The sequence below is a fragment of the Streptomyces sp. GbtcB7 genome, assembly GCF_019091445.1.
Taxonomy (GTDB): Bacteria; Actinomycetota; Actinomycetes; order Streptomycetales; family Streptomycetaceae; genus Streptomyces; species Streptomyces mirabilis.
In genome coordinates this window covers 213,037-238,017 of sequence record NZ_JAGXJM010000007.1, presented here as the reverse complement: position 1 = coordinate 238,017, position 24,981 = coordinate 213,037, and the positions used below count along the sequence as shown (strand labels likewise).

22 protein-coding genes and 1 pseudogene are annotated in these 24,981 nt (G+C 72.2%); 12 read left to right on the top strand and 11 right to left on the bottom strand.

Features of this window, described 5'->3' with window-relative positions:
• Complete coding sequence (locus tag KVT44_RS14510) at positions 1-1,155, bottom strand: inorganic phosphate transporter (RefSeq protein ID WP_099924003.1); 1,155 nt, start codon at positions 1,153-1,155, stop codon at positions 1-3.
• 108 nt (positions 1,156-1,263) lie between these two features.
• Positions 1,264-1,692, bottom strand: coding sequence for a Fur family transcriptional regulator (locus tag KVT44_RS14505; protein ID WP_217567357.1), 429 nt, complete (start codon positions 1,690-1,692; stop codon positions 1,264-1,266).
• Between the two features lie 180 nt (positions 1,693-1,872).
• Here KVT44_RS14505 and KVT44_RS14500 point away from each other — a divergent pair.
• From KVT44_RS14500 to KVT44_RS14490, 3 genes and pseudogenes are all read left to right on the top strand, one after another.
• Positions 1,873-1,971, top strand: a pseudogene (locus KVT44_RS14500) (transcriptional repressor); the annotation flags it as partial.
• Between the two features lie 100 nt (positions 1,972-2,071).
• Complete coding sequence (gene katG / locus KVT44_RS14495; RefSeq protein WP_217567356.1) at positions 2,072-4,294, top strand: catalase/peroxidase HPI; 2,223 nt, start codon at positions 2,072-2,074, stop codon at positions 4,292-4,294.
• 128 nt (positions 4,295-4,422) lie between these two features.
• On the top strand, positions 4,423-5,271 hold the full coding sequence (locus tag KVT44_RS14490; RefSeq protein ID WP_217567355.1) for an alpha/beta fold hydrolase: 849 nt from the start codon (positions 4,423-4,425) through the stop codon (positions 5,269-5,271).
• Between the two features lie 16 nt (positions 5,272-5,287).
• On the opposite strand, the gene KVT44_RS14485 is transcribed toward KVT44_RS14490, so the two are convergent.
• Together KVT44_RS14485 and KVT44_RS14480 are read right to left on the bottom strand one after the other, a co-directional pair.
• Positions 5,288-5,728 carry a GNAT family N-acetyltransferase gene (locus KVT44_RS14485; protein WP_067378938.1) on the bottom strand — a complete coding sequence of 147 codons (441 nt, stop codon included), beginning with the start codon at positions 5,726-5,728 and terminating at the stop codon, positions 5,288-5,290.
• A gap of 75 nt (positions 5,729-5,803) precedes the next feature.
• Positions 5,804-6,211, bottom strand: a complete 408-nt coding sequence (locus KVT44_RS14480; protein WP_217567354.1) for a CoA-binding protein — start codon at positions 6,209-6,211, stop codon at positions 5,804-5,806.
• 236 nt (positions 6,212-6,447) lie between these two features.
• On the opposite strand from KVT44_RS14480, the gene KVT44_RS14475 reads away from it, so the two are divergent.
• Positions 6,448-7,113 carry an SDR family NAD(P)-dependent oxidoreductase gene (locus KVT44_RS14475; RefSeq protein ID WP_217567353.1) on the top strand — a complete coding sequence of 222 codons (666 nt, stop codon included), beginning with the start codon at positions 6,448-6,450 and terminating at the stop codon, positions 7,111-7,113.
• Positions 7,114-7,196: 83 nt separating this feature from the next.
• A complete protein-coding gene (locus KVT44_RS14470; RefSeq protein ID WP_075025281.1) occupies positions 7,197-7,715 on the top strand; it encodes a MarR family winged helix-turn-helix transcriptional regulator in 519 nt (172 codons plus the stop codon).
• A 227-nt stretch (positions 7,716-7,942) separates the two neighbouring features.
• Here the strand turns inward: KVT44_RS14470 and KVT44_RS14465 are convergent, their stop codons facing one another.
• From KVT44_RS14465 to KVT44_RS14455, 3 genes are all read right to left on the bottom strand, one after another.
• On the bottom strand, positions 7,943-9,112 hold the full coding sequence (locus KVT44_RS14465; protein ID WP_217567352.1) for an acyl-CoA dehydrogenase family protein: 1,170 nt from the start codon (positions 9,110-9,112) through the stop codon (positions 7,943-7,945).
• A gap of 2 nt (positions 9,113-9,114) precedes the next feature.
• A complete protein-coding gene (locus tag KVT44_RS14460; RefSeq protein ID WP_217567351.1) occupies positions 9,115-10,236 on the bottom strand; it encodes an acyl-CoA dehydrogenase family protein in 1,122 nt (373 codons plus the stop codon).
• Positions 10,237-10,349: 113 nt separating this feature from the next.
• On the bottom strand, positions 10,350-11,030 hold the full coding sequence (locus KVT44_RS14455) for a response regulator transcription factor (protein WP_217567350.1): 681 nt from the start codon (positions 11,028-11,030) through the stop codon (positions 10,350-10,352).
• Between the two features lie 263 nt (positions 11,031-11,293).
• Here KVT44_RS14455 and KVT44_RS14450 point away from each other — a divergent pair, with 263 nt between their 5' ends.
• Both KVT44_RS14450 and KVT44_RS14445 read left to right on the top strand, forming a co-directional pair.
• Positions 11,294-11,974, top strand: coding sequence for a hypothetical protein (locus KVT44_RS14450; protein WP_217567349.1), 681 nt, complete (start codon positions 11,294-11,296; stop codon positions 11,972-11,974).
• The gene (locus tag KVT44_RS14445; RefSeq protein WP_099924013.1) at positions 11,971-12,516 is read left to right on the top strand and encodes a histidine phosphatase family protein; all 546 of its coding nucleotides are present in this window, start codon (positions 11,971-11,973) and stop codon (positions 12,514-12,516) included. Before KVT44_RS14450 ends, KVT44_RS14445 begins: the two co-directional genes overlap by 4 nt.
• 10 nt (positions 12,517-12,526) lie before the next feature.
• Here KVT44_RS14445 and KVT44_RS14440 read toward each other — a convergent pair whose 3' ends face one another.
• A complete protein-coding gene (locus KVT44_RS14440; RefSeq protein ID WP_217567348.1) occupies positions 12,527-14,518 on the bottom strand; it encodes an APC family permease in 1,992 nt (663 codons plus the stop codon).
• Between the two features lie 682 nt (positions 14,519-15,200).
• Between KVT44_RS14440 and KVT44_RS14435 the strand changes: the two genes are divergently transcribed.
• The 3 genes from KVT44_RS14435 (at position 15,201) to KVT44_RS14425 (ending at position 20,121) form a co-directional block, all read left to right on the top strand.
• Positions 15,201-15,827 carry a YigZ family protein gene (locus KVT44_RS14435; RefSeq protein ID WP_190169121.1) on the top strand — a complete coding sequence of 209 codons (627 nt, stop codon included), beginning with the start codon at positions 15,201-15,203 and terminating at the stop codon, positions 15,825-15,827.
• A 69-nt stretch (positions 15,828-15,896) separates the two neighbouring features.
• Positions 15,897-17,060: an exonuclease SbcCD subunit D gene (locus KVT44_RS14430; protein WP_217567347.1), complete on the top strand. Its 1,164-nt coding sequence runs from the start codon at positions 15,897-15,899 to the stop codon at positions 17,058-17,060.
• 58 nt (positions 17,061-17,118) lie between these two features.
• On the top strand, positions 17,119-20,121 hold the full coding sequence (locus tag KVT44_RS14425; RefSeq protein ID WP_217567346.1) for an AAA family ATPase: 3,003 nt from the start codon (positions 17,119-17,121) through the stop codon (positions 20,119-20,121).
• A gap of 20 nt (positions 20,122-20,141) precedes the next feature.
• Here KVT44_RS14425 and KVT44_RS14420 read toward each other — a convergent pair whose 3' ends face one another.
• Positions 20,142-20,588 carry an Lrp/AsnC family transcriptional regulator gene (locus KVT44_RS14420; protein WP_095858239.1) on the bottom strand — a complete coding sequence of 149 codons (447 nt, stop codon included), beginning with the start codon at positions 20,586-20,588 and terminating at the stop codon, positions 20,142-20,144.
• Positions 20,589-20,749: 161 nt separating this feature from the next.
• Between KVT44_RS14420 and KVT44_RS14415 the strand changes: the two genes are divergently transcribed.
• Entirely contained in the window at positions 20,750-21,256 is a 507-nt protein-coding gene (locus KVT44_RS14415; protein WP_217567345.1) for a rhodanese-like domain-containing protein, read from the top strand.
• A gap of 6 nt (positions 21,257-21,262) precedes the next feature.
• Here KVT44_RS14415 and KVT44_RS14410 read toward each other — a convergent pair whose 3' ends face one another.
• Positions 21,263-22,132 (bottom strand): LysR family transcriptional regulator, encoded by an 870-nt coding sequence (locus KVT44_RS14410; RefSeq protein WP_217567411.1) that lies wholly within the window; start codon positions 22,130-22,132, stop codon positions 21,263-21,265.
• Between the two features lie 148 nt (positions 22,133-22,280).
• On the opposite strand from KVT44_RS14410, the gene KVT44_RS14405 reads away from it, so the two are divergent.
• Positions 22,281-23,195, top strand: coding sequence for an MBL fold metallo-hydrolase (locus KVT44_RS14405; RefSeq protein WP_308314000.1), 915 nt, complete (start codon positions 22,281-22,283; stop codon positions 23,193-23,195).
• 92 nt (positions 23,196-23,287) lie between these two features.
• Here KVT44_RS14405 and KVT44_RS14400 read toward each other — a convergent pair whose 3' ends face one another.
• Positions 23,288-24,979, bottom strand: a complete 1,692-nt coding sequence (locus tag KVT44_RS14400; protein WP_217567344.1) for a DUF885 domain-containing protein — start codon at positions 24,977-24,979, stop codon at positions 23,288-23,290.
• Between the last annotated feature and the right edge of the window lie 2 nt (positions 24,980-24,981).

The following is a 24,981-nucleotide window of genomic DNA, read 5'->3' as shown; positions in this document are numbered from 1 at the left end:
TCAGGCGACGGTGCCGACGGTCGTCGGCACAGCGGCACGGACGGTGACCTCGTGGGCGTCGTTCACATTGTCGGCGCGCACCGGGTTGCGGCGCGAGGCGAGCACGATGAACGCGGCGACGGCGGCGGCGCACAGGGCGATCACCACGGTGCCGAAGGTGCCGCCGTGTTTCACCACGCTCGCCGAGACCCCGCCGACCAGCGCGGCGGCGGGCAGCGTGACCAGCCAGGCGATCACCATGCGCCCCGCCGTGCCCCAGCGGACCTCGGCCAGCCGCCTGCCCAGGCCGGCGCCGAGGATGCCGCCGGAGCAGACCTGTGTGGTGGAGAGCGCGAAACCCAGGTGGGCGGAGGTGAGGATCACGGTGGTGGCGGCGGCCTCGGCCGCGAAGCCCTGGGGCGACTGGATGTCGGTGAGCCCCTTGCCCATCGTGCGGATGATCCGCCAGCCGCCGAGGTAGGTGCCCAGTCCGATGGCGAGACCGGCGGACGCGATCACCCACACCGGGGGACCGGCGTCGTGACCCAGCGCCCCCGCCGAGATCAGCGTCAACGTGATGACGCCCATCGTCTTCTGGGCGTCGTTCGTGCCGTGCGCCAGGGAGACGAGCGAGGCCGAGGCGATCTGGCCGAGCCGGAAGCCCTTGGTCACCGAGTCCTGACGGGCCCGTGCGGTGATCTTGTACGCGAGGTAGGTGGCCAGCAGCGCCGCCACGCCCGCCACGATCGGCGAGGCCACGGCCGGGATCAGCACCTTCTCGACCACCTTGTCGACGTGCACGCCGTGCTCGCCCGCGCCGACCCAGACCGCCCCGATCAGTCCGCCGAACAGGGCGTGCGAGGAACTGGAGGGCAGCCCGAGCAGCCAGGTCAGCAGATTCCAGAGAATCGCCCCGACCAGGCCCGCGAAGATCATCCCCGGGGTGACCAGGGTGTCGTCCACGATGCCGCCCGAGATGGTCTTGGCGACCTCGGTGGAAAGGAACGCTCCGCCGATGTTCAGGACGCCGCTGATGAGGACCGCTGTTCTCGGCTTGAGTGCCCCGGTGGCGATGGACGTGGCCATCGCGTTCGCCGTGTCGTGGAATCCGTTGGTGAAATCGAAGGCCAGCGCCGTGACGATGACGACCGCCACGAGGAACGTGATGTGGTCCATCCCCTCATGGAAGCGAGCGCAGGCGTACGCCGGGCGAACCGGAGGCGAAGGCGGTGTGAGCCGGAGTGAAGGCGACGGGACGGGGGATCGCGCCTCGACGCGGTGCGCTCAGGGGCCGGTCGGTGTGCGGCCGCAGTCGGGGCACAGCCCCCGGTAGGTCACCTCGACGTCGGAGACGGTGAAGCCGAACCGCTCGGAGGCGGGCAGATCGGACAGGGGGTCGCCGTTGGGGTGGACGTCCCGGACGGCGCCGCAGCCCGAGCACACCAGGTGCTGGTGGGGGCGGTGGGCGTTCGGGTCGTAGCGCTTGGCGCGGCCGTCGGTGGCCACCTCGATCACCTCGCCGAGCGAAACGAGCTCGCCGAGGGTGTTGTAGACGGTCGCGCGGGAGATCTCCGGCAACCGGGCGGTGGCGCGTGCGAGCACCTCGTCCGCGGTGAGGTGCACGTGCTCGCCGTCGAGTACCTCGGCGACCACCCGGCGCTGGGCGGTCAACCGCCAGCCGCGTCCGCGCAGTCGTTCGAGCAGGTCACTCATGCTCACCAGCCTCATCGTGCATCGTCCGACGAATGAATCCGTACGGGTCTGGTTCTCGTATTGACTTGGACTGAGTCCATCGTAGGATCAGTTCCGGCGACAGCCAAGGGACCGGACAACAGCAGGGAAAGGCACGTGACGTTCAGAAGACGGGTGGAGCTCGCCCACTTCAGTCGCGAGCGCATCCCGGAGCCCGGCAGCCCGACCCGGTTCGAGCGACGCGTCGGCGACTGCCACCACTACGTCATGCGCCGGTCGTACGGTGTCGTCGACGACGTCCCCGGGGGTCAGTGCCCCGGCTGTTTCGACTGTTTTGACCGACTGTTCCACCGCCCGCAGTTCCTGAGCACAGTGATCCGCCCCGTCCGGAAGGATTCCCATGTCCGAGAACCATGATGCAATCGTCACCGATGCGAAGTCGGAGGGCGCAGGTGGCTGCCCCGTCGCGCACGGGCGCGCAGCGCATCCGACCCAGGGCGGCGGAAACCGCCAGTGGTGGCCGGAGCGGCTCAACCTGAAGATCCTCGCCAAGAACCCCGCCGTGGCGAACCCCCTCGGTGAGGACTTCGACTACGCCGAGGCGTTCAAGACCCTCGACCTGGCGGCCGTGAAGCAGGACATCGCCGAGGTGCTGACCACCTCGCAGGACTGGTGGCCGGCCGACTTCGGCAACTACGGCCCGTTCATGATCCGGATGGCCTGGCACAGCGCGGGCACCTACCGCATCAGCGACGGCCGCGGCGGCGCCGGCGCCGGCCAGCAGCGCTTCGCCCCCCTCAACAGCTGGCCCGACAACGGCAACCTCGACAAGGCCCGCCGCCTGCTGTGGCCGGTCAAGAAGAAGTACGGCCAGAGCCTCTCCTGGGCCGACCTCATGATCCTCACCGGCAACGTGGCCCTGGAGCAGATGGGCTTCGATACCTTCGGCTTCGCCGGCGGCCGCGCGGACGTCTGGGAGTCCGAGGAGGACGTGTACTGGGGTCCCGAGACCACCTGGCTCGACGACCAGCGCTACACCGGTGACCGCGAGCTGGAGAGCCCGCTCGGCGCGGTCCAGATGGGCCTCATCTACGTCAACCCCGAGGGCCCCAACGGCAACCCGGACCCGATCGCCGCGGCCCGCGACATCCGTGAGACGTTCCGCCGCATGGCGATGAACGACGAGGAGACGGTCGCCCTCATCGCGGGCGGTCACACCTTCGGCAAGACCCACGGCGCGGGCCCGGCGGACCACGTGGGCGACGACCCCGAGGCCGCCCCGATCGAGGCGCAGGGCCTGGGCTGGAAGAGCACGTACGGCACCGGCAAGGGCGCGGACGCCATCACCTCCGGCCTTGAGGTCACCTGGACCACCACGCCCACCCAGTGGAGCAACGGCTTCTTCGACAACCTCTTCGGCTACGAGTGGGAGCTGACCCAGAGCCCCGCCGGCGCCAACCAGTGGAAGCCGAAGGACGGCGCGGGCGAGGGCACCGTCCCGGCCGCCCACGACCCCTCGAAGAAGATCGCCCCGTCGATGCTCACGACGGACCTGTCGCTGCGCTTCGACCCGATCTACGAGCCGATCTCCCGCCGCTTCCACGAGAACCCCGCGGAGTTCGCGGACGCCTTCGCCCGCGCCTGGTACAAGCTGACCCACCGTGACATGGGCCCGAAGTCGCTCTACCTCGGCCCGGAGGTCCCGGAGGAGACCCTGCTGTGGCAGGACCCGCTGCCGGAGGCGGAGGGCGAGGCCATCGGCGCCGACGACGTCACCGCCCTCAAGGCGAAGATCCTCGACTCGGGTCTGACCGTCCCGCAGCTGGTCTCCACCGCCTGGGCGTCGGCCTCGACGTTCCGCGGCAGCGACAAGCGCGGCGGCGCCAACGGCGCGCGCATCCGCCTGGAGCCGCAGCGCGGCTGGGAGGCCAACGACCCCGACCAGCTCGCGGCGGTGCTGCGCACCCTTGAGGGCATCCAGCGGGAGTTCAACACCGGTGCCAAGAAGGTCTCCCTGGCCGACCTGATCGTGCTCGGCGGCAGCGCCGCCGTCGAGAAGGCCGCCAAGGACGCCGGTCACGACGTCGAGGTGCCCTTCACCACGGGCCGCGTCGACGCCACGGACGAGCACACCGACGCGGAGTCCTTCGCCGCGCTGGAGCCGACCGCCGACGGGTTCCGCAACTACCTCGGCAAGGGCAACCGCCTCCCGGCCGAGTACCTGCTGCTGGACCGCGCGAACCTGCTGACCCTGAGCGCTCCCGAGCTGACGGTCCTCGTCGGTGGCCTGCGCGTCCTGGGCGCCAACCACCAGCAGTCGGCGCACGGTGTCCTCACCGCGACCCCCGGAACGCTGACCAACGACTTCTTCGTCAACCTGCTCGACCTGGGCACGACGTGGTCGCCGACGTCCGAGGACGCGACCACCTTCGAGGCCCGCGACGACGCCACCGGCGAGGTCAAGTGGACCGGCACCCGTGCCGACCTCGTCTTCGGCTCGAACTCCGAGCTGCGCGCGCTCGCCGAGGTCTACGCGGGCGACGACGCCAAGGCGAAGTTCGTGAAGGACTTCGTCGCGGCGTGGGACAAGGTCATGAACCTCGACCGGTTCGACCTCGTCTGATCATCCCAGCCAGGACGTCCAGGTCGGCCCGTACCGGCCGGCCTGGACGTTTTCTGGTCCGGGGGACCTCCCTCGGCGCCGCGTAAAAACGCTTGCCCCGAGCGTCCCGTCGTCATGAGGATGACGGAATGCCGATCTTCTCCGCCCCCGACGGGACCGAACTGGCCTACCACGTCACGGGTCAGGGCGAGCCGTTGCTCTGTCTGCCCGGTGGGCCCATGCGTGCCTCCGCCTATCTCGGCGATCTCGGCGGGCTGTCGCGGCACCGTCGGCTGTTCCTGCTGGATCTGCGGGGGACCGGTGACTCCGCCGTCCCGGCCGACCCGGCGACGTACCGCTGCGACCGGCAGGTGGACGACGTCGAGGCCTTCCGGGCGCACCTCGGGTTGGAGCGGGTGGATCTCCTCGCCCACTCGGCGGCCGGTGACCTCGTGCTCCTCTACGCGGCCCGGTATCCGGACCGCATCCGCACCCTCACCTCGGTCACCGGGCGCGCCCGGGCCCTCGGTGTCGACTTCACCGAGGAGCACCGCCGGGAGGCGGCCGCGCGGCGCGGGGCCGAGCCGTGGTTCGCGGAGGCGTACGACGCCTACGAACGGATCTGGGCGGGCTCGACGGCCGATGCCGACTGGGACGCCGTCGCCCCGTTCTTCTACGGCCGCTGGGACGCGACCGCGCAGGCGCACGCCGAGACCGAGGTCGAACAGACCAACGAGGAGGCCGCGGACCTGTACGCGTCCGCCGGTGCCTTCGAACCCGCCGTGGCCCGCGCCGCCGTCGCCACGCTGGACGCCCGGATCCTACTGCTCGCGGGCGAACTCGACAGTGGCCCACTGCCGCGCGTGGCCGCCACCGTGGCGGAGCTGTTCCCCGAGGGGGAGCTGATCGTCCAGCCGGGGGCCGGCCACCACCCATGGCTCGACGACCCCCGGCGTTTCACGGAAACGGTGACGGCCTTCCTCGACCGGACGCGGTGACCGGGGCCGGCCGCGCTCAGGCCAGCCGCAGATCGACCCACTCGGCCGTTTCGCCCGGCAGCACATACCGCTCGATCTCGACGAACCCGCGCTGCACGGCGAACCGCAGCCCGTCCTCGTTGGACGCCAGCACGACCGTCTCGATCACGTCCGCGCCCAGCGCCCGCGCCTGCTTCAGCCCGCGCTCGTAGAGCTCCTCGCCGAACCCCTGCCGACGGTGTCCGGGCAGGACCCGGGCGATCACCGTGGCCGTCGAGCCACCGTCCTTGGGCGGACGCACGGTCGAGCAGCCCACCAGGACGTCGCCGAGGTACGCGACCTCCAGGTGGTTGCGCCCGGCCCGCTCGCGGACCTCGTCGAGCGACATGGCGGCGGGTGGCACGATGACATTGTGGACGTACTGCCAGTCCTTGAGACCGGCCTCGTCGTCCGACTGCTGAAAGGTGAGTGTGGACACCGGAGCAGCAAACCGATCCCCACCACCGGCCGTCAACCGGGTTTGCCCCGACCGGGCTTGCCGTGCGGACGACGCTCAGCCGAGGCGCGGGATCTCGATGGCGGGGCAGCGGTCCATGACCATGTCGAGTCCGGCGGCGCGGGTACGGCCGTACGCACCCTCGTCGAGGACTCCGAGCTGGAACCAGACGGCCTTGGCACCGACGGCGGCGGCTTCGTCGGCCACGGGCCCCGCGAGGTCGCTGTTGACGAAGACGTCGACGACATCGACGTCGAACGGGATCGCGTCCAGCGACGGATAGCCCTTCTCGCCGTGAACGGTCTCCGCCTTCGGGTGCACGGGGACGATCCGCTTGCCGTAACGCTGGAGAACGTCGGCGACTCCGTACGCCGCGCGCCGCTCGTTGGACGAGAGGCCCACGATCGCCCAGGTGTCGCCGAGTTCGGTGAGGATCTTGCGGATCGTTGCCGGGTCGCCGTACACGGTCGGCCTCCTGGGTCTGGTGTCAAGGACTGTCATGGGCCCGCGTGGCCTGTCATGCGCGCTCAGCCGGAGAACAGCATGAGGCACACGGTGATTCCCCGTGGCGTGGGGGCCCTGTCACACCCCAGAACGCCGCTCTGTACGTCGTCGCGCCGTGAACGACGAGCAGCGGGGGCCCACTGGGGGCATGCTGCCCCTCGTAGGCTGCTCCACCCCACGAGGCCCCAAGGAAGACCATGACCACCATCGCCATTATCGGAGCCGGACCCGGCCTCGGAGTCGCCGTCGCACGGCGGTTCGGCCGCGAGGGGTTCGACGTCGCCCTCATCACGCGCACCACGGACCGGGCGCAGACCCTCTCCGCCGAGCTGGCGGGCGAGGGCCTGACGGCGCGCGGTTTCGCGGCCGACGTACGCGACCCGAAGGCCCTCGAAGCGGCGCTGGACGCGGCGACCGCGACCCTGGGGCCCATCGAGGTCATGCAGTACAGCCCGGTCCCGCAACGGGAGTTCATGCGGCCTGTCCTGGAGACCACCCCCGCCGACCTCGTGGGACCGATCGAGTTCTCGGTGTACGGGCCCGTCGCCGCCGTGCACCAGGTGCTGCCCGGCATGCGCGCCCTCGGCCGCGGCACCATCCTCTTCGTCAACGGCGGCACCGCCGCGGTACCCCACCCCGACCGGGCCGGCACCTCCCTCGCCTTCGCCGCCGAGAGCGCCTACGGACACCTGTTGCACGGCGCGCTCGCCGACGAGGGCATCCACGTCGCGCAACTCGTCATCCCCGGCGCGATCAGCCCCGGACACCCCAGGAAGGACCCCGCCGCACTCGCGGAGACCATCTGGAACATCCACCAGGACCGGCACGGCTACCGGCACTTCGCCGACGACCTCGACTCCTGAGGGGGCGGGGCCCGAGCGGCCCTCAGGCCCCCGGCCCCACTCGGTATTGCTTAACTTATGCAAGTAGACGTTAGAGTCGTCCCATGTCGACACCACCGCCGAGAGCAGCCGATCCCGCGTTGACGGACGTGGCCGAGATCGAGCGTGCGCTCACCCGTATCTCGTATCTGACCAGCAGGGTTCGTCAGCATGAGCGCCTCATGGCGCTGGCCGGGCTGCCGCTGGACCGGGCCGCCGTGGCACTGCTGCGACAGGTCGCCGACTCCGGCTCACTGCGGCCCAGTGAGCTGGCGAACCTGCTGTCCGTCGAGGCGTCCCACGTGACCCGGCAGGTGCAGCAGCTGGAGAAGACCGGCTATCTGACGCGCGTCCCGGACCCGAACGACCGCCGGGCCCAGCGCATCGAGCTCACGCCGGCCGGCCGGGACGCGGTCGACCGCGTGCGGGAGGCGAGCTGCCGAGGCATGTCGGTCGCGTTGGCGGACTGGTCACCGGAAGACCTGGAGCAGCTCGCCACGCTGTGCCATCGGCTGGTCGACGACTTCTTCGAACACGCCGAGGACGAGATCGACCTGACGCCCGAGGTTCCTCGCAAGGCCTGACGCCGGGGGCGCGGGCCTGCGCGGGGGCCGTGCCCGACGGACGGACGCGGGGGGACGGACGCGGGGGCAGTTTCTGGCCACAACGCTGTTGCGGCCCTCGGGGCCGGGACCGGTTCCGCGCTCCTGGGTCCGACTTCTCGGCGCCGAGGCCCGGCCGAGCCTCGGCGCCGCCGGTCAGGTGTGCCTGCCGTACGACGATTCCCGCCGCCCCGCAGGCCCCCGTACCGTCAGCGGTTCCTGGGCAACCTGAGGTGGCGCTCCGCGATGATCTCCCGGAGGATCTCGCTGGTCCCGCCGTAGATGGTGCCGACCACCGCCGCCCGGAAGCCCTCCTCGAACCTGCCGCCCGCGGGGGCGCCGGCCGCGTCCGGGGCCAGTACGCCCTCGGGGCCCAGGATGTCGAGGATGTCGCTGGAGTGGCGCTGCGCGGCCTCTGTGGCGAACAGCTTCCACATCGACCCCTCGACACCGGGGAGGTCGCCCTTCTGGGCGCGCCACCGGTTGCGCAGGGCGAGCAGGCGCGTGACCTCCTCGTCGACCGCCATCCTGCCGATCCGCTCGGCGGCCAGCGGGTCGTCGAGGACCGTCGTCCCGTCGGGGCGTCGCGCGGTGCGTGCCCAGGCGGCCAGGTCCCTGACCAGGGAACCGCCGTCCGAGCCGGGGCTGGACGCGGAGCGTTCGTGGACCAGCGCCACGTGCATGACGCCCCACCCGCCGTCGACCCCGCCGAGGCGCGCGGAGTCCGGGACCCGCACGCCGGCGTAGAACGTGGCGTTGGTGCGCTGCCCGCCGAGCGTGTGGATCGGCTGGATGTCGTACCCGGCGCTGTCGGTCGGCACGAGGAACATCGACAGCCCCTTGTGCTTGGGCACGTCCGGATCGGTGCGGGCCAGCACGAACACATGGCTGCACAGCTGGGCGGTGCTGGTGAACATCTTCTGGCCGTTGATGACCCACTCGTCGCCGTCCCGGACCGCGGTGGTCTTCGCCGCGGCGACGTCCGAGCCGGAGTCCGGCTCGCTGTAGCCCAGGGCGATCAGCCTGTCGCCGCGGAGCGCGGCCGGGATGTACTCGCGCTTCTGCTCCTCGGTTCCCACGTGCTCGATGGTGCGCAGCACCATGGAGGTCGTGGACCAGCCGTCGGAGGCGAGCCCCCTGCGGCCGAGTTCGTCGAACACGGCCCGGGCGAAGCCGGGATCGACCCCGCTCCCGCCGTACTCGGGCGCCCAGTCGGCCGCGAGGATCCCGTCGCGCGCGAGCAGGGTGTGCAGCTCGGCCGTCTGATGCGTGCCGGAGCGGCGCTGTTCCTCCACCCACTCCGGTCGTACATGGGCCTCGACCCAGGCGCGGGCCGCCTCGCGGTGCGAGGCCAGTTCGTCGAATTCGCGGAAGTCCATCGTCAGCCCGCCCTCTCTGCCGGTGCCTGGGCCTGTGCCGGTGCCGCGCCGAAGACGCGGTGCGCGAGCCGCGCGTACGCCGCGCGGGAGTCGCCCGCGACGAGTGACCAGGCCTTCGCCCGCCGGAAGTAGAGCTGGATGTCGTACTCCAGCGTGTAGCCGTATCCGCCGTGGAAGTGCAGGACCTCCGACGCCGTCTTGTGGGCGGTTTCCGCGGCGAACAGGAAGGCCATGGTCGCCGAGGTGTCGGCCGTGGGCAGGTTCTCGTCCTGAGCCCAGGCCGCCTCGTAGGCCAGCAGGCGGGCGCCGTCGAGGGCGATCGCGTTGTCGGCCAGGCGGTGCTGGATGGTCTGGAACGTGCCGATGAGCACGCCGAAGGCCTTGCGTTGCATCACGTAGTCGACGCCGATGTCGAGGGCCTTCGAGCCGAGGCCGAAGAGCGCCGCGCCGGTCAGCAGTTCCCACCGGCTCAGGGCGCGGCGATAGGCGCGGACGGCGGCCGGTCCGCGCGCCAGCACCAGGGCGTGTTCCGTGTCGATGGGGCAGTCGGCGAGCGGAAGTGCCCCTAGATTGTGGACGGCCCCGCCCGGCGCGGCGGGGCCGCGGTCCTGCTGCCGCAGCAGGAGGAGTTCGTCACCCCGCAGGACGGCCACGAGATCGGCCACCGCGCCCGCCGGCACCAGCCGCGCGAGGTCGCCCGTCGCCGGGCGCAGGGCCAGGGTCGCCAGGAGCTCGCCCGCGACGGCGCGTGCGGTGAGGGACTCCAGGCGGGCATCCGGCGCGCCGGACGACGACGGGCCCGCTTCGGGCAGCGACGAACCTCCGTCGGAGAGCGACGCGATGAGGTCGTTCGTCACCGCCGCCTCGATCAGGGGCACCGGAGCGAGGGATTGCCCGAGGCACTCCGCCGCGATGGCCAGTTCCACGAAACCGGCACCGCCGCCACCGAGGTGCTCGGGTACGGCGATCGCGGCGAGCCCCAGGTCGACGACCTTCCGCCACAGCGCCGCGTCGAACCCGAGTGGCTCCGCCGCCCGTACGGCCGCGGTGGACGACTCCTTCTCGAAGAACGTGCGCAACGTGTCGCGAAGCGCACTCTGGTCGTCCGTGAAGTCCAGGTCCACGAGTCGTGCCCCCTAGTGAGTGACATAAGTCACATTCTCCAATTCTGGCATATGGCATTCTCGCTCACGGTGGGGCGCTGTGGCCAGGGGGTCGACGCGCAGGCCGGACTCGCTCACTCCGGGGGCCGTGAGACCTGTACGAGTCCGCACTGGTAGGCGATGACGACGAGTTGGGCGCGGTCGCGGGCGTGGAGTTTGGTCATGGCGCGGTGCACATGGGTGCGGATGGTCAGCGGGCTGACGACGAGTTCCTCGGCGATCTCGTCGTTGGACTTTCCCTCGGCCGCCAGCACGGTCACCTCTCGCTCGCGGGCGGTGAGAGCCGCCAGCTGACCTGGCAGCGCCTGCTGGGCGCTGGGTGCGGGGGTGGCGAGGAAACGGGTGACCAGGGTGTGCGTGGCCCGGGGGGAGAGGAGCGCGTCGCCCGCTGCCACGGTGCGGATGCCGCTCAGGAGTTCGTCCGCGGTGACGTCCTTGCCGAGGAAGCCGCTGGCTCCGGCGCGCAGGGACCGTGCCACGTCCTCATCGGTCTCGAACGTCGTGAGGATGAGGACGCGGGTGGTGGAGAGGTCGGGGTCGGCGCAGATGGTGGCGGTGGCGGTGAGGCCGTCGGCGCCCGGCATACGGATGTCCATGAGGACGACGTCGGGGCGGTGGGTACGCGCGAGTGAGACCGCCGCCCGGCCGTCTGCGGCCTCGTCGACCACTTCCATGTCGGAGCAGGAGTCGATCAGGATGCGGAACGTCGCCCGCAGCAGGGCTTGGTCGTCGGCGAGCAGGACACGGATGGTCATGGGGGTGAGGTCCTCTTCCAGGCCGAAGGAGCGTGAGGAGCGGGGATCTCCGAGGTCGACGGGCTGTTGTCCGTCGGGATCAACCCTCCCGTCCCCCGGCCGCGCCCACGAGAGAGCGATCTCCCGAACCCCTGGTGCAGTGGGCTACACCCCCGGGGTGGAACCACCCACCTCCCGTACGCGGGACGGCCGGGGGAAGCCCGCGTGTCCGGAATGGGTCCGACCTCCCTGCGCCCGGGCTCCCGCCCGCCTACGCTCGCTCCGTGCTGCGAATCACCGACGCCCGAACGGGCGAGCCCATCGACGCCGTCCCTGCCCGCCGGAGCCTGACCCGCGTCGAGGCGCACGTGGAGCGGGACGATCTGTCCGCACTACGGGTGCTACTGGTCGCCGACGTGCTCGCCAGGACCCTGGAACTCGGTGGAACCCCCGTCGTCACGGTGGCCGACCCGTCCCCGGAGCTCCGGGCGCGCGCCGACGCGCTCGGGATCCGCCGGGCCGAGGGCGACCGGAGCGGTGCGGGCCCGGCCCTGCATGTGCTCGCGCCCGACGCCACCAGCGTGGAGGGCATCCGCATCGAAGTCGCCCCGGTGCTCGGCACGGCCGACCCGGCGCTGCTGAGGATGGTTCTGCTCGCGGCCCCGCGCCGACAGCCCGTCGACCTCGCCGCCGCCGACCTCGACGGCGCCCGCGAGACGCTCGCGCGCTGGCGCAAGGCCGTCGCCTCCTGGGCCACCCGGCCGTCCAAGCCCGTCCCCGAGCGCGTACGCCAGGAACTGCGCGCCGCTTGGGAGGACGACCTCGACGTACCCGCCGTACTTGAGGTGCTGCGGCGCGTCGAGCACGCGGACGACGTGCCGGACGGCGCCCGCTTCGAGACGTACGCCTACGCGGACCGACTCCTCGGGCTCGAACTCACGCGTGACATCGGGGCGCAGCGGTGATCGCGCGCGCCGGCGCGGGCCCGCTGCGCAGACTCGTCGTCCTGCGGCACGCCAAGTCGGCATGGCCCACGGGCGTCGCCGACCACGAGCGGCCCCTCGCCCCGCGCGGCCGCCGCGACGCCCCGGCCGCCGGACGCGCCCTCGCAGAGTCGGACTGTCTGCCGGACCTCGCCCTGTGCTCCACCGCCGTACGCGCCCGCCAGACCTGGGAGTTGGCGTCTCGGCAGTGGGGCACCCCGCCGCCCGTACGGTTCGACCGGCGGCTGTACGGCGCCGAGGTACCGGAGTTGCTGGCGGCCCTGCACGAAGTCCCCGACCGGATCAGGACGTTGCTGCTGATCGGGCACAACCCCGGGTTGGAGGAACTCGTGCTCGAACTGGCGGGGGACAGCCTCGACGACGCGCTGGACGACGTACGGACGAAGTTCCCGACCTCCGCGACGGCGGTCCTCGCCTGGCACGGGGACTCCTGGGACGCGCTCGCCCCGGGCACGGCGCTGCTGACGGGCATGACCGTGCCGCGGGGCAAGAAGAAGGACTGAGGAGGAAGGGCTAGCCCACGTGGATCCGGGGCCTGCGCTCGGGGTCCGGCTCGGCGCGGCGCAGCACTTCGCGGGTGACCGGGGCGACCTCGCCGTCGCCGAAGACGAGGAAGCGGACCAGGTGGCTGAGGGGGTTGCCCTCGGTCCAGTTGAAGTAGGCGTGCGGGACCTGGCCGGTGCGGTCGCGCAGCCGCATCATGACGGCCGCGATGGTGTTGGGCACGGTCGCGCCCTCGACGCGCAGCCTGCGTACCCCGTGCTTCTCGTCGCCGTGCACGGTCAGGTCGGCGGTGAAGTCCGAGGAGTCGGTCACGAACACCTCCAGGAACAGCACGGGACGGCCGTCCGGGATGTGCGTCTGCTCGCGCTGGCTGTACTCCTTGGCGCGGTACTCCCGGGTGCTGTGCTCGTGCGGCTCGTTCGCGATCAGCCGCAGCGGTCCGCTCGCCGCGGCCTCGTCGACGAAACGGGTCGCGGCCTCGTCGAACGTGACCTCGGCGGCGCGCAGTTCGAAGGCGCGGCGCACCCGCGAGGCGAACGAGGTGATCAGGATCGCCAGGATGAAGATCAGCGCGATCTTGATGCCGTCGGGGCGTTCGATGACGTTGGTGACCAGGGTGTAGCCGAAGACCGCGGTGATCGCGCCGAAGCCGATCGCGGCGGCGCGGTGGCCCCGCTGGTGCACGGCGACCGCCGAGGCGAAGGAAGCAGAGAGCATCAGGACCAGCACACCGGTCGCGTACGCGCCGCTCTGGTCGTCGACGTTCGCGTTGAACCACAGCGTGATGAGGACCGCGGCCGCCATGAAGACGAGCACGAGGGGGCGGACGGCGCGCGTCCACTCGGGGGCCATGCCGTAGCGCGGCAGATAGCGCGGGACGAGGTTGAGGAGACCGGCGAGCGCGGAGGCACCCGCGAACCAGAGGATCGCGATGGTCGAGAGGTCGTAGAGCGTGCCGAACGCCTCGCCCAGGTGTTGGTGGGCCAGGTACGCGAGGGCACGGCCGTTCGCCGGGCCGCCGTTCTTGAACTCGTCCTGCGGGATCAGGATCGTCGTCGCCAGGCTGGACAGCAGCAGGAAACAGCTCATGATCACGGCGGCCGTGGTGAGCAGCCTGCGGGTCTCGCGGATCCGGCCCGTCGGCTTCTCGTACGTGTCCGTCGGGTCGCCCTCGACCTGCGGCATCACCGCCACGCCCGTCTCGAAGCCGGACATGCCGAGCGCCAGCTTCGGGAAGACGAGGAGCGCCACGCCGATCATGGCGAGCGGCGAGGAGTGTTCGGCCGTCATCGCGTCGGTCCAGTCGCCGATCTTGACCGGGTGGCTGAGCACCTGCCAGGCGGAGACCGCCAGAACGACGACATTGAGGGTGAGATAGGTGGCCACGAGCGCCACCGCGATGCCGATGGCCTCCTTGAAGCCCTTCAAGAAGACCGCGCCCAGCGCGGCTATGAGGAGGAGGGTGATCCAGGTGTTCCCGCCGTGCATCCAGTGCGGAGCGAAAGGATTCTCCACGACGTGTGCGGAGGCGTCCGCTCCGGACAGTGTGATCGTGATCAGGAAGTCGGTGGCCGCGAAGCCGAGCAGCACCAGGACGAAGATCTTCCCGGCCCACCAGGGCAGCAGCCGCTCCAGCATCGCGATCGAACCCTCGCCGTGCGGGCTCTCCTTGGCGACGCGACGGTAGACCGGCAGCGCGCCGAGCAGGGTGAGCCCGATCAGGACGAGGGTCGCGAGCGGGGAGAGCAGTCCGGCGGCGAGGGCCGCGATACCCGGCTGGTAGCCCAACGTGGAGAAGTAGTCGACGCCGGTGAGGCACATCACCCGCCACCACTTGTGGCCCTGGTGCTCGGCATCCGGGGTGGCGTGCGGGCCGGGGTGCTTGGCCGACTGCTCGCTGAGTCCCTCCAGAAGCCACGCCCGCCAGCGCGGCGCGGCTGTGGAGGGCTCCCGTTCGAGGGGCTCTGCGGAGTCCGAACTGTCCACCTGGGTGCCGGTCATGCTGCGATCTCCCTGCGATCGGTCGGGCCGGCGATCCGGCTTCGGGCAACGAGGAGCGAGTATCCACCACCCCGCCCCGCGCACCTGAGCCGGGTCCGGACGTCCGGAGGGACCCCGCCGAGCCCGGGGCGGCGACAGGGGTCGGTCGCGGGGCGACAACGGGTTGGCCGCGGGGTGACGCGGGTTGGCCGCGAGGCGACCGGGGCCGTCGTGCTGTCGCCGGGGCGATGGCGTGGGGCTCGACGGCGCCTCCACGGGGGTCCTTGGGCGCCCGGGGCGCGTGGTGCCCCCGCCGGAGGCGATCATCGGCGGACCCGCCGTCGCGGTCGGGCGCGGTGCGCGGCGGAGTCGGTGGCCGTGAGGTCGGCCCGTCGCTGCCGGGGGCGCCCAGAGGGCGATCTCGGGTCCGTCGGGCGCGCGGCCGCCGAGGCCGCCCGCGCCGGGACGGGCTGCGTGGGGACGGGCTGCGTGGGGACGGGCTGCGTCGGGACGGGCTGCGCCGGGACGGGCCGCGCCGGGACGGGACGCGTCGCGCGGGGTCGAACGTGTCGCGACCGCCGTGCGGACGATCCGCGCCCTCTCGCCGTGCCGATGAGATCCCCGGGTCGGGCCGCACACGCGTGTGCGGCCCGACCCGGGTCCGCCGTGCCGCACGCGCGCGGGAAGCGCATACGCTGGCGTGATGCAGGACGAGTACCGCACAGTGGCCCACGCGGGCGTGCACGAGACCGAGGTCAACCGCTCCCGCTTCCTGTGCGCCCTCGCCCCGGCGGCCACCGAGCAGGAGGCCCAGGAGTTCATCGCGGGCGTCCGCAAGGAGCACGCCGACGCCACGCACAACTGCTACGCGTACGTCATCGGAGCCGACGCCGCCGTTCAGAAGGCGAGCGACGACGGCGAACCCGGCGGCACCGCGGGCGTGCCCATGCTCCAGATGCTGCTGCGCCGCGACATGCGGTACGTCGTCGCCGTCGTCACCCGCTACTACGGCGGGGTCAAGCTCGGCGCGGGCGGACTGATCAGGGCCTACGGCGGCTCGGTCGGCGAGGCACTGGACGCCCTCGGCACACTCACGCGCAAACGCTTCCGGCTGGCCACGGTCACGGTCGACCACCAGCGGGCCGGCAAGATACAGAACGACCTGCGGTCCACCGGGCGCGAGGTCCGTGACGTCCGGTACGGCGAGGCCGTCACGATCGAGATCGGGCTGCCGGACACCGACGTCGAGCCCTTCCGGGCGTGGCTCGCCGACGCGACGGCCGGGACGGCCGGGTTCGAACTGGGTGGAGAGGCGTACGGGGACGCATAGGCGGGCGGCGCGGACCGATACGGGAGTAGCCGCCCGTGATGTCCGACCCGCCCGTTAGTCTCGGGGATCATGAGGATTCTGCACACGTCCGACTGGCATCTCGGCCGGGCCTTCCACCGGGTGAACATGCTCGATGCCCAGGCCGGGTTCATCGGTCACCTCGTCGCGACCGTGCGTGAGTACGACGTCGACGCGGTGGTCGTGTCGGGGGACGTGTACGACCGGGCGGTGCCGCCGCTGGCCGCCGTCGAGCTCTTCGACGACGCGCTGCACCGGCTCGCCGACCTCGGAGTGCCTACGGTGATGATCTCCGGGAACCACGACTCGGCGCGCCGGCTCGGCGTCGGCGCCGGGCTCATCGGCCGCGCGGGCATCCATCTGCGGACCGAGCCCTCCGCGTGCGGCACGCCGGTGCTGCTCGCCGACGACCACGGCGACGTGGCCTTCTACGGACTGCCCTATCTCGAACCGGCCCTGGTCAAGACCGAGTTCGGTGTCGAGAAGGCGGGGCACGAGGCCGTCCTCGCCGCCGCCATGGACCGCGTCCGCGCCGACCTGGCCACGCGCGCGCCGGGCACCCGTTCCGTGGTCCTCGCCCACGCCTTCGTCACCGGCGGGGCGGCCAGCGACAGCGAGCGGGACATCACCGTGGGCGGGGTGGCCGCCGTACCCGCCGGGGTCTTCGACGGCGTCGACTACACCGCACTGGGCCATCTGCACGGCAGCCAGACCATCACCGAGCGCGTGCGCTACTCCGGCTCCCCGCTGCCGTACTCCTTCTCGGAGGTCGACCACCGCAAGAGCATGTGGCTGGTGGACCTGGGGCCGGAGGGATTCGTGGGCGCGGAGCGGGTCGACTGTCCCGTTCCCCGGAAGCTCGCCCGTGTCCGGGGGCACCTGGAAGACCTGCTCGCCGATCCGCGGCTGGCGCGCCACGAGGAGGCGTGGGTCGAGGCGACCCTCACCGACCCGGTCCGCCCCACCGAGCCCATGGCCCGGCTGACCGAGCGCTTCCCGCACACGCTCAGCCTCGTCTTCGAACCGGAGCGGGCCCCCGAGGACCCAGACGTCTCCTACGCCCGGCGGCTCGCGGGCCGCAGCGAGCAGGAGATCGCGGAGGACTTCGTGGCCCATGTGCGCGGCGCGGGCCCCGACGCCGACGAACAGGCCGTACTGAGGGACGCGTTCGACGACGTCCGCGCCGACGAGGCCGCCCGGGAGGTCGCCCGGTGACCCCTCATACGAACGACACGCGAGACCCGCACGACTCGCAGGACCCGAAGGAGGCCCGATGAGGCTGCACCGCCTGGACATCACGGCCTTCGGGCCGTTCGGCGGCACCCAGAGCGTCGACTTCGACGAGCTGTCGGCCGCGGGGCTCTTCCTGCTGCACGGCCCGACGGGCGCGGGCAAGACGTCCGTCCTCGACGCCGTCTGCTACGCGCTGTACGGGGCGGTCCCGGGCGCCCGCCAGAGCGGCCAGGGCCTGACCCTGCGCAGCGACCACGCGGCACCCGCGACGCGCACCGAGATCACTCTCGAACTCACCGTCGCGGGGCGCCGGTTGGAGGTCACCCGGCAACCGCCCTGGGCCCGCCCCAAGAAGCGCGGCACGGGCACGACCACCGAAAAGGCGCAGAGCTGGCTGCGCGAGTACGAGGCGTCGACGGCCACCTGGAAGGACCTCAGCCGCTCCCACCAGGAGATCGGCGAGGAGATCACCCAACTGCTCGGCATGAGCCGTGAGCAGTTCTGCCAGGTCGTGCTGCTGCCCCAGGGCGACTTCGCCCGCTTCCTGCGGGCCGACGCCGAGGCCCGCGGCAAGCTGCTCGGCCGGCTCTTCGACACCCACCGCTTCGCCGAGGTCGAGAAGCGGCTCGCCGAGCGGCGCCGGGCCACGGAGGCCGAAGTACGCGAGGGCGACGCCGCGTTGCTCGCCGACGCGCACCGCATGCAGCAGGCCGCCGGGGACATCGTCGAGGTGCCGCCGCCCGCTCTCGCGCCCGGTGAGCCCGGCCTCGCCGACGCCGTCCTGACCTGGGCCGCGGTGGCCCGCAGTACGGCCCGCGAGCGGCTGACCCTCGCGCGCACCGCGCGTACGGCGGCCGAGTCCGCGCAGGCCGCCGCCGACCGCGTACTCGACGACGTACGCGAAGTGGCACGGCTGCAGCGCAGGTTCACCGAGGCGCGGGAGCGCGCCGCGCGGCTGGAGGAGCGTGCCGACGCCCATCGGGAGGCGCAGGCGCGGATGGAGCGGGCGCGCAAGGCCGAGATGGTCGCCCCCGCGCTCGATCTGCGTGACACCGCCGAGGCCGAACACCGCGGCGCGGCCACGGCCGAGGCACGCGCGCGTCTCGCCCTGCCGGACACCTTTGCAGGAGCCGGTGCGCCCGGGCTCGCGGCGGCCGCGCGCAAGGCGGCCGAGGAGCTCGGCGGACTGGAGTCGGCCCGCAGGGCGGAGCGCCGGCTCGGTGAACTCACCCGGGAGCGCGCCTCCCTGGACCGCCAGGAGCGCGAGGACGAGGACGTCCGCCAGGACGCCGAGAGCTGGCTCGCCACCTGGGAGGCGACCCGCGCGGACCTCCAGGCGCGCATCGAGTCCGCGCAGGAGGCCACCACACGTGCGGAGCAGCTCGCCGAGCGGCGCGATCCCGCCCAGGCGCGGCTCAGGGCGGCCCGGCAGCGCGACGAGTTCGCCCGGGACACGGACGCCGCCCACGCCAGGGCCCTCGCCGCCCGTGAACACGCGACGGACGCCCGGGTCCACTGGCTCGATCTGAAGGAACAGCGTCTTCAGGGCATCGCCGCGGAACTCGCCGCCGGTCTCGTCGACGGCGAGCCCTGCGCCGTGTGTGGCAGCTCCGCGCACCCCGCACCCGCGCGCAAGGACGCCGGACACGTCGACCGGGAGGCCGAGGAGCGCGCCCTCGCCGCGTACCAGCGCGCCGACGAACAGGCCACCGAGGACGAGCGCGGGCTCGGCGTCGTACGCGAGGCGCTGGCGGCAGCGACCGCCGAGGCGGGCGACACACCGACCGCGCAACTCGCCGAACAGGCCGAGGAGTTGGAGCAGCGGTACGCCGAGGCGCGGGCTGCGGGATCCGGGCTGCACGCCGCGCGGGAGCGGCTCGCGCAGGCGGGACTCGAGCACGAGCGGCGGGTCGCGGCCCAGCAGGAGATCGCGCTGCGATCTGCCGCCCGGGTCTCCCACCGCGACCGGAACGACCGCGAAAGGGCCTCCCTGGAGGAGGAGTTGGCGCAGGCGCGGGGTGCCGCCGAGAGCGTCGCCGTGCGCGCCGCGCAGCTGGAGCGGCAGGCCGCCCTGCTCACGGAGGCCGCCGAGGCCGTGCGCGTGGCCGAGGACACCGCGCAGCGTCTCAAGGACGCCGACGCCCGCCTGTCCGACGCGGCCTTCCGCGCCGGTTTCGACACCCCCCAGGCCGCGGCCGCCGCGCTCCTCGACAACGCGGCCCACCGGGACCTGCAACGACGTCTGGACGCCTGGCAGTTGGAGGACGGCGCGGTGCGCGCCGTGCTCGCCGAGGCCGACACGGCGGCCGCCGCCGAGCGGCCGGCCGCCGACCTGGCCGCCGCCGAACGGGCCGCCGAGTCCGCCGCCCGACGGCTGCGGGAGACCGCCTCCGCCCAGGACGAGGCAGCCCGACGCTGCACGGAACTGGACCGGCTGTCCACGCGCGCGGGCGCGTCCGTACGTCGGCTCGCGCCGCTGCGTGAGGAGTTCGACCGGGTGGCACGCCTGGCCGGGCTGGCCGCGGGCACCTCGGCGGAGAACGAGCGCAAGATGCGCCTGGAGTCGTACGTCCTCGCCGCCCGCCTGGAACAGGTGGCCGCCGCCGCGACCGTACGACTTCAGCGCATGTCCTCCGGGCGCTACACCCTCGTCCACTCCGACGACCGCGCGGGCCGTGGCCGCAGCGGGCTCGGACTGCATGTCGTGGACGCCTGGACCGGCCGGGAGCGTGACACGGCGACGCTCTCCGGGGGCGAGACGTTCTTCGCCTCGCTCGCGCTGGCCCTCGGCCTCGCGGACGTCGTCACGGACGAGGCCGGCGGGGTGCGGCTGGACACGCTCTTCATCGACGAGGGCTTCGGCAGCCTCGACGACCAGACCCTGGACGAGGTCCTCGACGTGCTCGACTCCCTGCGGGAGCGTGACCGCAGCGTCGGCATCGTCAGCCATGTCGCCGACCTGCGGCGGCGCATCCACGCCCAGCTCGAGGTCGTGAAGGGCAGAACGGGATCGGTCGTACGGCAGCGGGGCGTCCAGGACTGAGTCGAAGGATCGCCGGGGGATCAGTGACCCAGGGGGCGCCGGGGGAGCGGTGAGGAGTACACGACACTCGTGGTCACCGAGCCCAGGGTGCCGATCCGGCCGGAGATCTTCTCCAGGTGGCTCATCGAGCGCGCCGCGACCTTGATGACGAAGCAGTCGTCGCCCGTGACGTGGTGCGCCTCCAGGATCTCGGGCGTCGCCTCGACGAGGTCGTGGAACGGCTTGTAGTTGCCGTTCGGATAGCGCAGCCGGACGAAGGCCAGGATCGGCAGACCGAGGCTCTCCGGGTCGACGACGGCCGCGTACCCCTGGATGACGCCCGCCTCCTCCAGGCGGCGCACCCGCTCGGTGACCGCGCTCGCGGACATCGAGACGGCACGGGCCAGCTCCGCGAAGCTGGCCCTGCCCTCGCGCTGGAGGACGTCGAGGATGTGCCAGTCGGTGGCGTCCGGGGAATACGCGGTCATGAGCGATGGATAGCAGGGAAAACCCCGGCCGATCAAGAGCGATGCCGTGGATCCCCACTTCAGGAAGAGGACCACCGGCCGTAGATTTCTGGCCAGGAGGCCCCGTGGGGCCGGTGCCGCGAGGGTGCCGGTCAGGCGGGGCAGGGAGGGAAGGCCGGACCATGACTGTGACCGTCGACACCACTGTGACCAGCGCCGCGACCAGGACGAACCCCGTGCTGCGGGTCGCCCCGGCGTCCCCGGCCGCAGCCGTCGCCCACTTCGGCGCGAGCCTCGCCTTCCACGCCGATGTCTCCGACGTCGCCTCCGCCCTCGCGGCGGGCGGCGACCCCGGCTTCGTGGTCCTCGACTCCCGCTCCACCGCGTCCTGGGACCAGGGTCACGTGCCCGGTGCGATCCACCTCCCCACCGCGCTCATCCCCGAGCAGGCCGAACAGCTCCTCGACAGGTCGGTGCCCGTCGTCACCTACTGCTGGGGACCCGGCTGCAACGGCGCGACCCGTGCCGCTCTCGCCCTCGCCGAACTCGGCTTCCCGGTCAAGGAGATGCTCGGGGGCTTCGAGTACTGGGTGCGCGAAGGCTTCGCGTACGAGACCTGGGAGGGAGGCGCGCGGCGCGCGGCGGACCCGCTGACGGCTCCGGTGGACGCGCCGGACTGTGGCTGCTGACCGCTCCTAGGAGCGCGTGAGGGCCGTCGCGAGGCTGACGAACGAGCGGATGAGCGGGGTGGTGTGGGCGCTGTTCCACGCGATGACCAGGTCACTGGGCGGCGCGTCCGCCAAGGGGATCACCGTGAGGCCCTCGGGCAGGGTCTGGGAGTGGGCGAGGGGCATCAGTCCGACGGTGTCGTTCCACAGGACCGACTGGAGGCATTCGTGGGCGGTGCGGATGACGGGACCGTCACGGCGGCCGTCGGCGCCGGGCGGGCCCGTCCAGAAGGCCTGCCACACCGGGTCCGTGCCCTCCGGGAACCGGAACCAGCGGCGGTCGGCGAGTTCGTCCAGGCGCAGTCGGTCGCGGTCGGCCAGCGGGTCGTCGGCGCGCAGGACCACACCGACCGGGTCCGACCGCAGCACGCGGGTGCTGATGCCGGTGTCGTCGAACGGCGCCCGCGTCAGGGCCACGTCGACGAGGCCGGCCCGCAGTCCGATGGTCGGGTCGGTCAGGTCGGCCTCGCGGATGCGGATGCGCACGGCGGGGTGTTGGTGCCGGTAGGCGACGGCCAGCCGGGTGCCGACCTGCTCGGCGCTGTCGGCGAGGGTGCCGATGGTCAGGGTGGCCGTGCCGGCCGCGGCGGCCACCCGGGCCCGGGCCTGGTCGGCCCGCGCCAGCAGGGTGCACGCCTCGTCGTGGAGGAGGGCCCCGGCCGGGGTGAGGGTGACGCCCGTGGGCGAGCGGCGCAGCAGTTCGCAGCCGAGGTCGGTCTCCAGCTGCTTGACGGCCCGGCTCAGCGGGGGCTGGGTCATGTGCAGTCGCGCGGCGGCCCGGCCGAAGTGGAGTTCTTCGGCGACCGCCACGAAGTAGCGCAAGGTCCGCAGCTCCATCATCGCTCCATCGCCGTCCCGAGCCGCTCCCTCGAGTTCGCTCAACTGCGACGATACCCGCGCGGTATCGGGGTTGCGAGATCGGTGTTGGACGCCCCCGGACGTCCCGCGCTGGACTGGTGGCTCAGCGCAACACCGAGGAGTCGCAGTGTCTGAGGAAGCGGTGACGACGGATCCCGTCGTGCACGTCGAGGGTGTTCAGGAGCTGGCCCGTGACCTGGTGGTCATCCCCGACCGGCGGGTGCAGCTCGTGCCCAACATCGGCGTGATCGGCGGTCATGGTGCCGTGCTCGTCGTCGAGACCGGCATGGGCCCGAGCAACGCCGAAAGGGTGCTGGAGTTCGCGGCCGACTATGCCAAGGGACGTCGGATCTACCTGACGACGACGCATTTTCACCCCGAGCACGCCTTCGGGGCGCAGGTCTTCGCCGAGGAAGCGACGTTCCTGCTCAACCGGGACCAGGCCGAGGACCTGAAGGTGAAGGGGCCGGGTTACCTGGAGATGTTCAAGGGGCTCGGCAAGCCGGTCGAGCGCCGGCTCCAGGGCGTCGAACCGGCGCGGCCCGATGTCGTCTACGACCAGGCGTACGACCTGGACCTGGGCGGGCGGGTGGTGCAGCTGCGGGCCACCGGCCGGGCCCACAGCAGGGGCGACCAGGTGGTCAGGGTGCCGGATGCGGACGTCCTGTTCACGGGGGACCTCGTGGAAGCCGGGCAGTTCGCCATCTTCCCCTGGTTCCCGCCGTACGACACCGACGTGTCCGGGACCCGCTGGATCGCGGTGATGGAGAGGCTGGCGGCGAAGGCTCCCCGGATCGTGGTGCCCGGCCACGGCGAGGTCGGCGGTGCGGGGCTGCTGGCCGACGTGCGCGACTACCTGCGGCTGCTGCGGGACGAGACGTGGGCCCGCCGCGACTCCGCCGTGGACGAGCGGACGATCGTCGAGGAGATCTCGGCGCTGATGCTCGAACGGCACCCGGAGTGGGTCGGCCGGGAGTGGATCGAGAAGGGCGTCGGCTGCCTGTGCTCCGAGCATGCCGAACACGCCGAACACGCCCAGTAGTTCCGGTACTCCCCGTACTTGATACGCGGCGTACTTGATATGCGGCGGCCGGGCTCGGTCGTCGTGGTGAGCCCGGCCGTCGTCGGTGTCCGTCAGAGCCGGGACAGTTCGTCCACCAGGTCGTCCAGGCCCAGCGAACCCTGGGACAGGGCCGCCATGTGCCAGGCCTTGGCGTCGAAGGCGGCGCCGTGCCGCTTCTTCGCGTTCTCGCGGCCCAGCAGCCAGGCCCGCTCACCGAGCTTGTAGCCGATGGCCTGACCCGGGATGGAGAGGTAGCGGGTGAGCTCGCTCTCCACGAAGTCCGCCGGACGGCTGCTGTGCGCGCCGAAGAACTCCTGCGCCAGCTCCGGGGTCCAGCGCTCGCCCGGGTGGAAGGGGGAGTCCGCCGGAATCTCCAGTTCCAGGTGCATGCCGATGTCGACGATGACCCGGGCCGCGCGCATCATCTGCGCGTCCAGGTAGCCGAGCCGCTGCTCCGCGTCCTCCAGGAAGCCGAGCTCGTCCATCAGCCGCTCCGCGTACAGCGCCCAGCCCTCGGCGTTGGCGCTGACGAGACCGACGGTGGCCTGGTAGCGCGAGAGGTCGTCGACCACGTACACCCACTGGGCGAGCTGGAGGTGATGGCCGGGGACGCCCTCGTGGTACCAGGTCGAGACGAGGTCGTAGACGGGGAAGCGGGTCTGCCCCATGGTGGGCAGCCAGGTGCGGCCGGGCCGCGAGAAGTCCGCGGACGGCGCGGTGTAGTACGGGGCCGCCGCACCGCCGGGCGGCGCGATGCGCGACTCCACCTTCCGCACCGGCTCGGCGAGTTCGAAGTGGGTGCCGTCCAGCGCGTCGATCGCCCGGTCCATCACTCCCTGGAGCCACGTCTGGACCTCGTCGACGCCCTCGATGTGCCTGCCGTGCTCGTCGAGGTGCGCGAGCGCCACCCAGGGGTTCTCGGCGCCGGGCAGGATCTTCTCGGCCTCGGACTTCATCTCCGCGAGGAGCCGGTGGTACTCGGACCAGCCGTACGCGTACGCCTCGTCGAGGTCGAGATCCGTACCGTTGAAGTAGCGTGCCCAGCGCGCGTACCGCTCGCGGCCCACCGTGTTCGGCGCGCCCTCGATCGTGGGCGCGTAGACGTCACGCATCCAGTCGCGCAGCTCCACCAGGGCCTGCGTGGCCGTCCGGGCGGCCGTGTCCAGCTCGTCCCGCAGGGCGTCGGGCCCCGCGGACACGAAGTCCTCGAACCAGCCACGGCCCTGCCCGTCCGGGTCCGACCACTCGGTGAGCTGCTCGATGAAGGTCGCGGTGGGGCGCGGGCCCGCGTACAGCTTGCGCTCCAGGCCGAGGGCGAGGGACTCGCGGTACCCCGTAAGGGCGGTCGGCACCGCGCGCAGCCGCTCGGCGATCGCGGCCCAGTCCTCGTCCGTCTCCGTTGGGGCGATGGTGAACACCTGGCGCACGGAGTGCGCGGCCGTCTGCATGTTGCCGACGGCCCGCAGGCCCTCGTCGGCGTTGTGGACGGCCAGTTCGGCGGTGAGCCGCTCGCGCAGCAGCCGGGCGCAGCGGCGCTCGATGTCGCTTTCCGCCCCCGGCTGCCGCTCCGCCTCGTCGAGCCGGGCGAGCGTCGTCCGCGCCAGCTCCGCGACGGCCTCCTGCCCCGCGGGCGAGGTGTCGGGGAGCTTGTCGGCACTCTCCTTCACACCGAGGTAGGTACCGAGGACCGGATCGAGGGCGATGAGATCGTCGACATACGCGTCGGCGACCTCGCGGGGCAGCGGGCTCTTCGTCTCTGACATGC

Coding starts and splice junctions, on each gene's coding strand:
- KVT44_RS14510 (WP_099924003.1), bottom strand. CDS start 1,155: ATGGACCACATCACGTTCCTCGTGGCGGTCGTCATCGTCACGGCGCTG.
- KVT44_RS14505 (WP_217567357.1), bottom strand. CDS start 1,692: ATGAGTGACCTGCTCGAACGACTGCGCGGACGCGGCTGGCGGTTGACC.
- katG (WP_217567356.1), top strand. CDS start 2,072: ATGTCCGAGAACCATGATGCAATCGTCACCGATGCGAAGTCGGAGGGC.
- KVT44_RS14490 (WP_217567355.1), top strand. CDS start 4,423: ATGCCGATCTTCTCCGCCCCCGACGGGACCGAACTGGCCTACCACGTC.
- KVT44_RS14475 (WP_217567353.1), top strand. CDS start 6,448: ATGACCACCATCGCCATTATCGGAGCCGGACCCGGCCTCGGAGTCGCC.
- KVT44_RS14470 (WP_075025281.1), top strand. CDS start 7,197: ATGTCGACACCACCGCCGAGAGCAGCCGATCCCGCGTTGACGGACGTG.
- KVT44_RS14465 (WP_217567352.1), bottom strand. CDS start 9,112: ATGGACTTCCGCGAATTCGACGAACTGGCCTCGCACCGCGAGGCGGCC.
- KVT44_RS14455 (WP_217567350.1), bottom strand. CDS start 11,030: ATGACCATCCGTGTCCTGCTCGCCGACGACCAAGCCCTGCTGCGGGCG.
- KVT44_RS14440 (WP_217567348.1), bottom strand. CDS start 14,518: ATGACCGGCACCCAGGTGGACAGTTCGGACTCCGCAGAGCCCCTCGAA.
- KVT44_RS14435 (WP_190169121.1), top strand. CDS start 15,201: ATGCAGGACGAGTACCGCACAGTGGCCCACGCGGGCGTGCACGAGACC.
- KVT44_RS14430 (WP_217567347.1), top strand. CDS start 15,897: ATGAGGATTCTGCACACGTCCGACTGGCATCTCGGCCGGGCCTTCCAC.
- KVT44_RS14425 (WP_217567346.1), top strand. CDS start 17,119: ATGAGGCTGCACCGCCTGGACATCACGGCCTTCGGGCCGTTCGGCGGC.
- KVT44_RS14420 (WP_095858239.1), bottom strand. CDS start 20,588: ATGACCGCGTATTCCCCGGACGCCACCGACTGGCACATCCTCGACGTC.
- KVT44_RS14415 (WP_217567345.1), top strand. CDS start 20,750: ATGACTGTGACCGTCGACACCACTGTGACCAGCGCCGCGACCAGGACG.
- KVT44_RS14410 (WP_217567411.1), bottom strand. CDS start 22,132: ATGGAGCTGCGGACCTTGCGCTACTTCGTGGCGGTCGCCGAAGAACTC.
- KVT44_RS14400 (WP_217567344.1), bottom strand. CDS start 24,979: ATGTCAGAGACGAAGAGCCCGCTGCCCCGCGAGGTCGCCGACGCGTAT.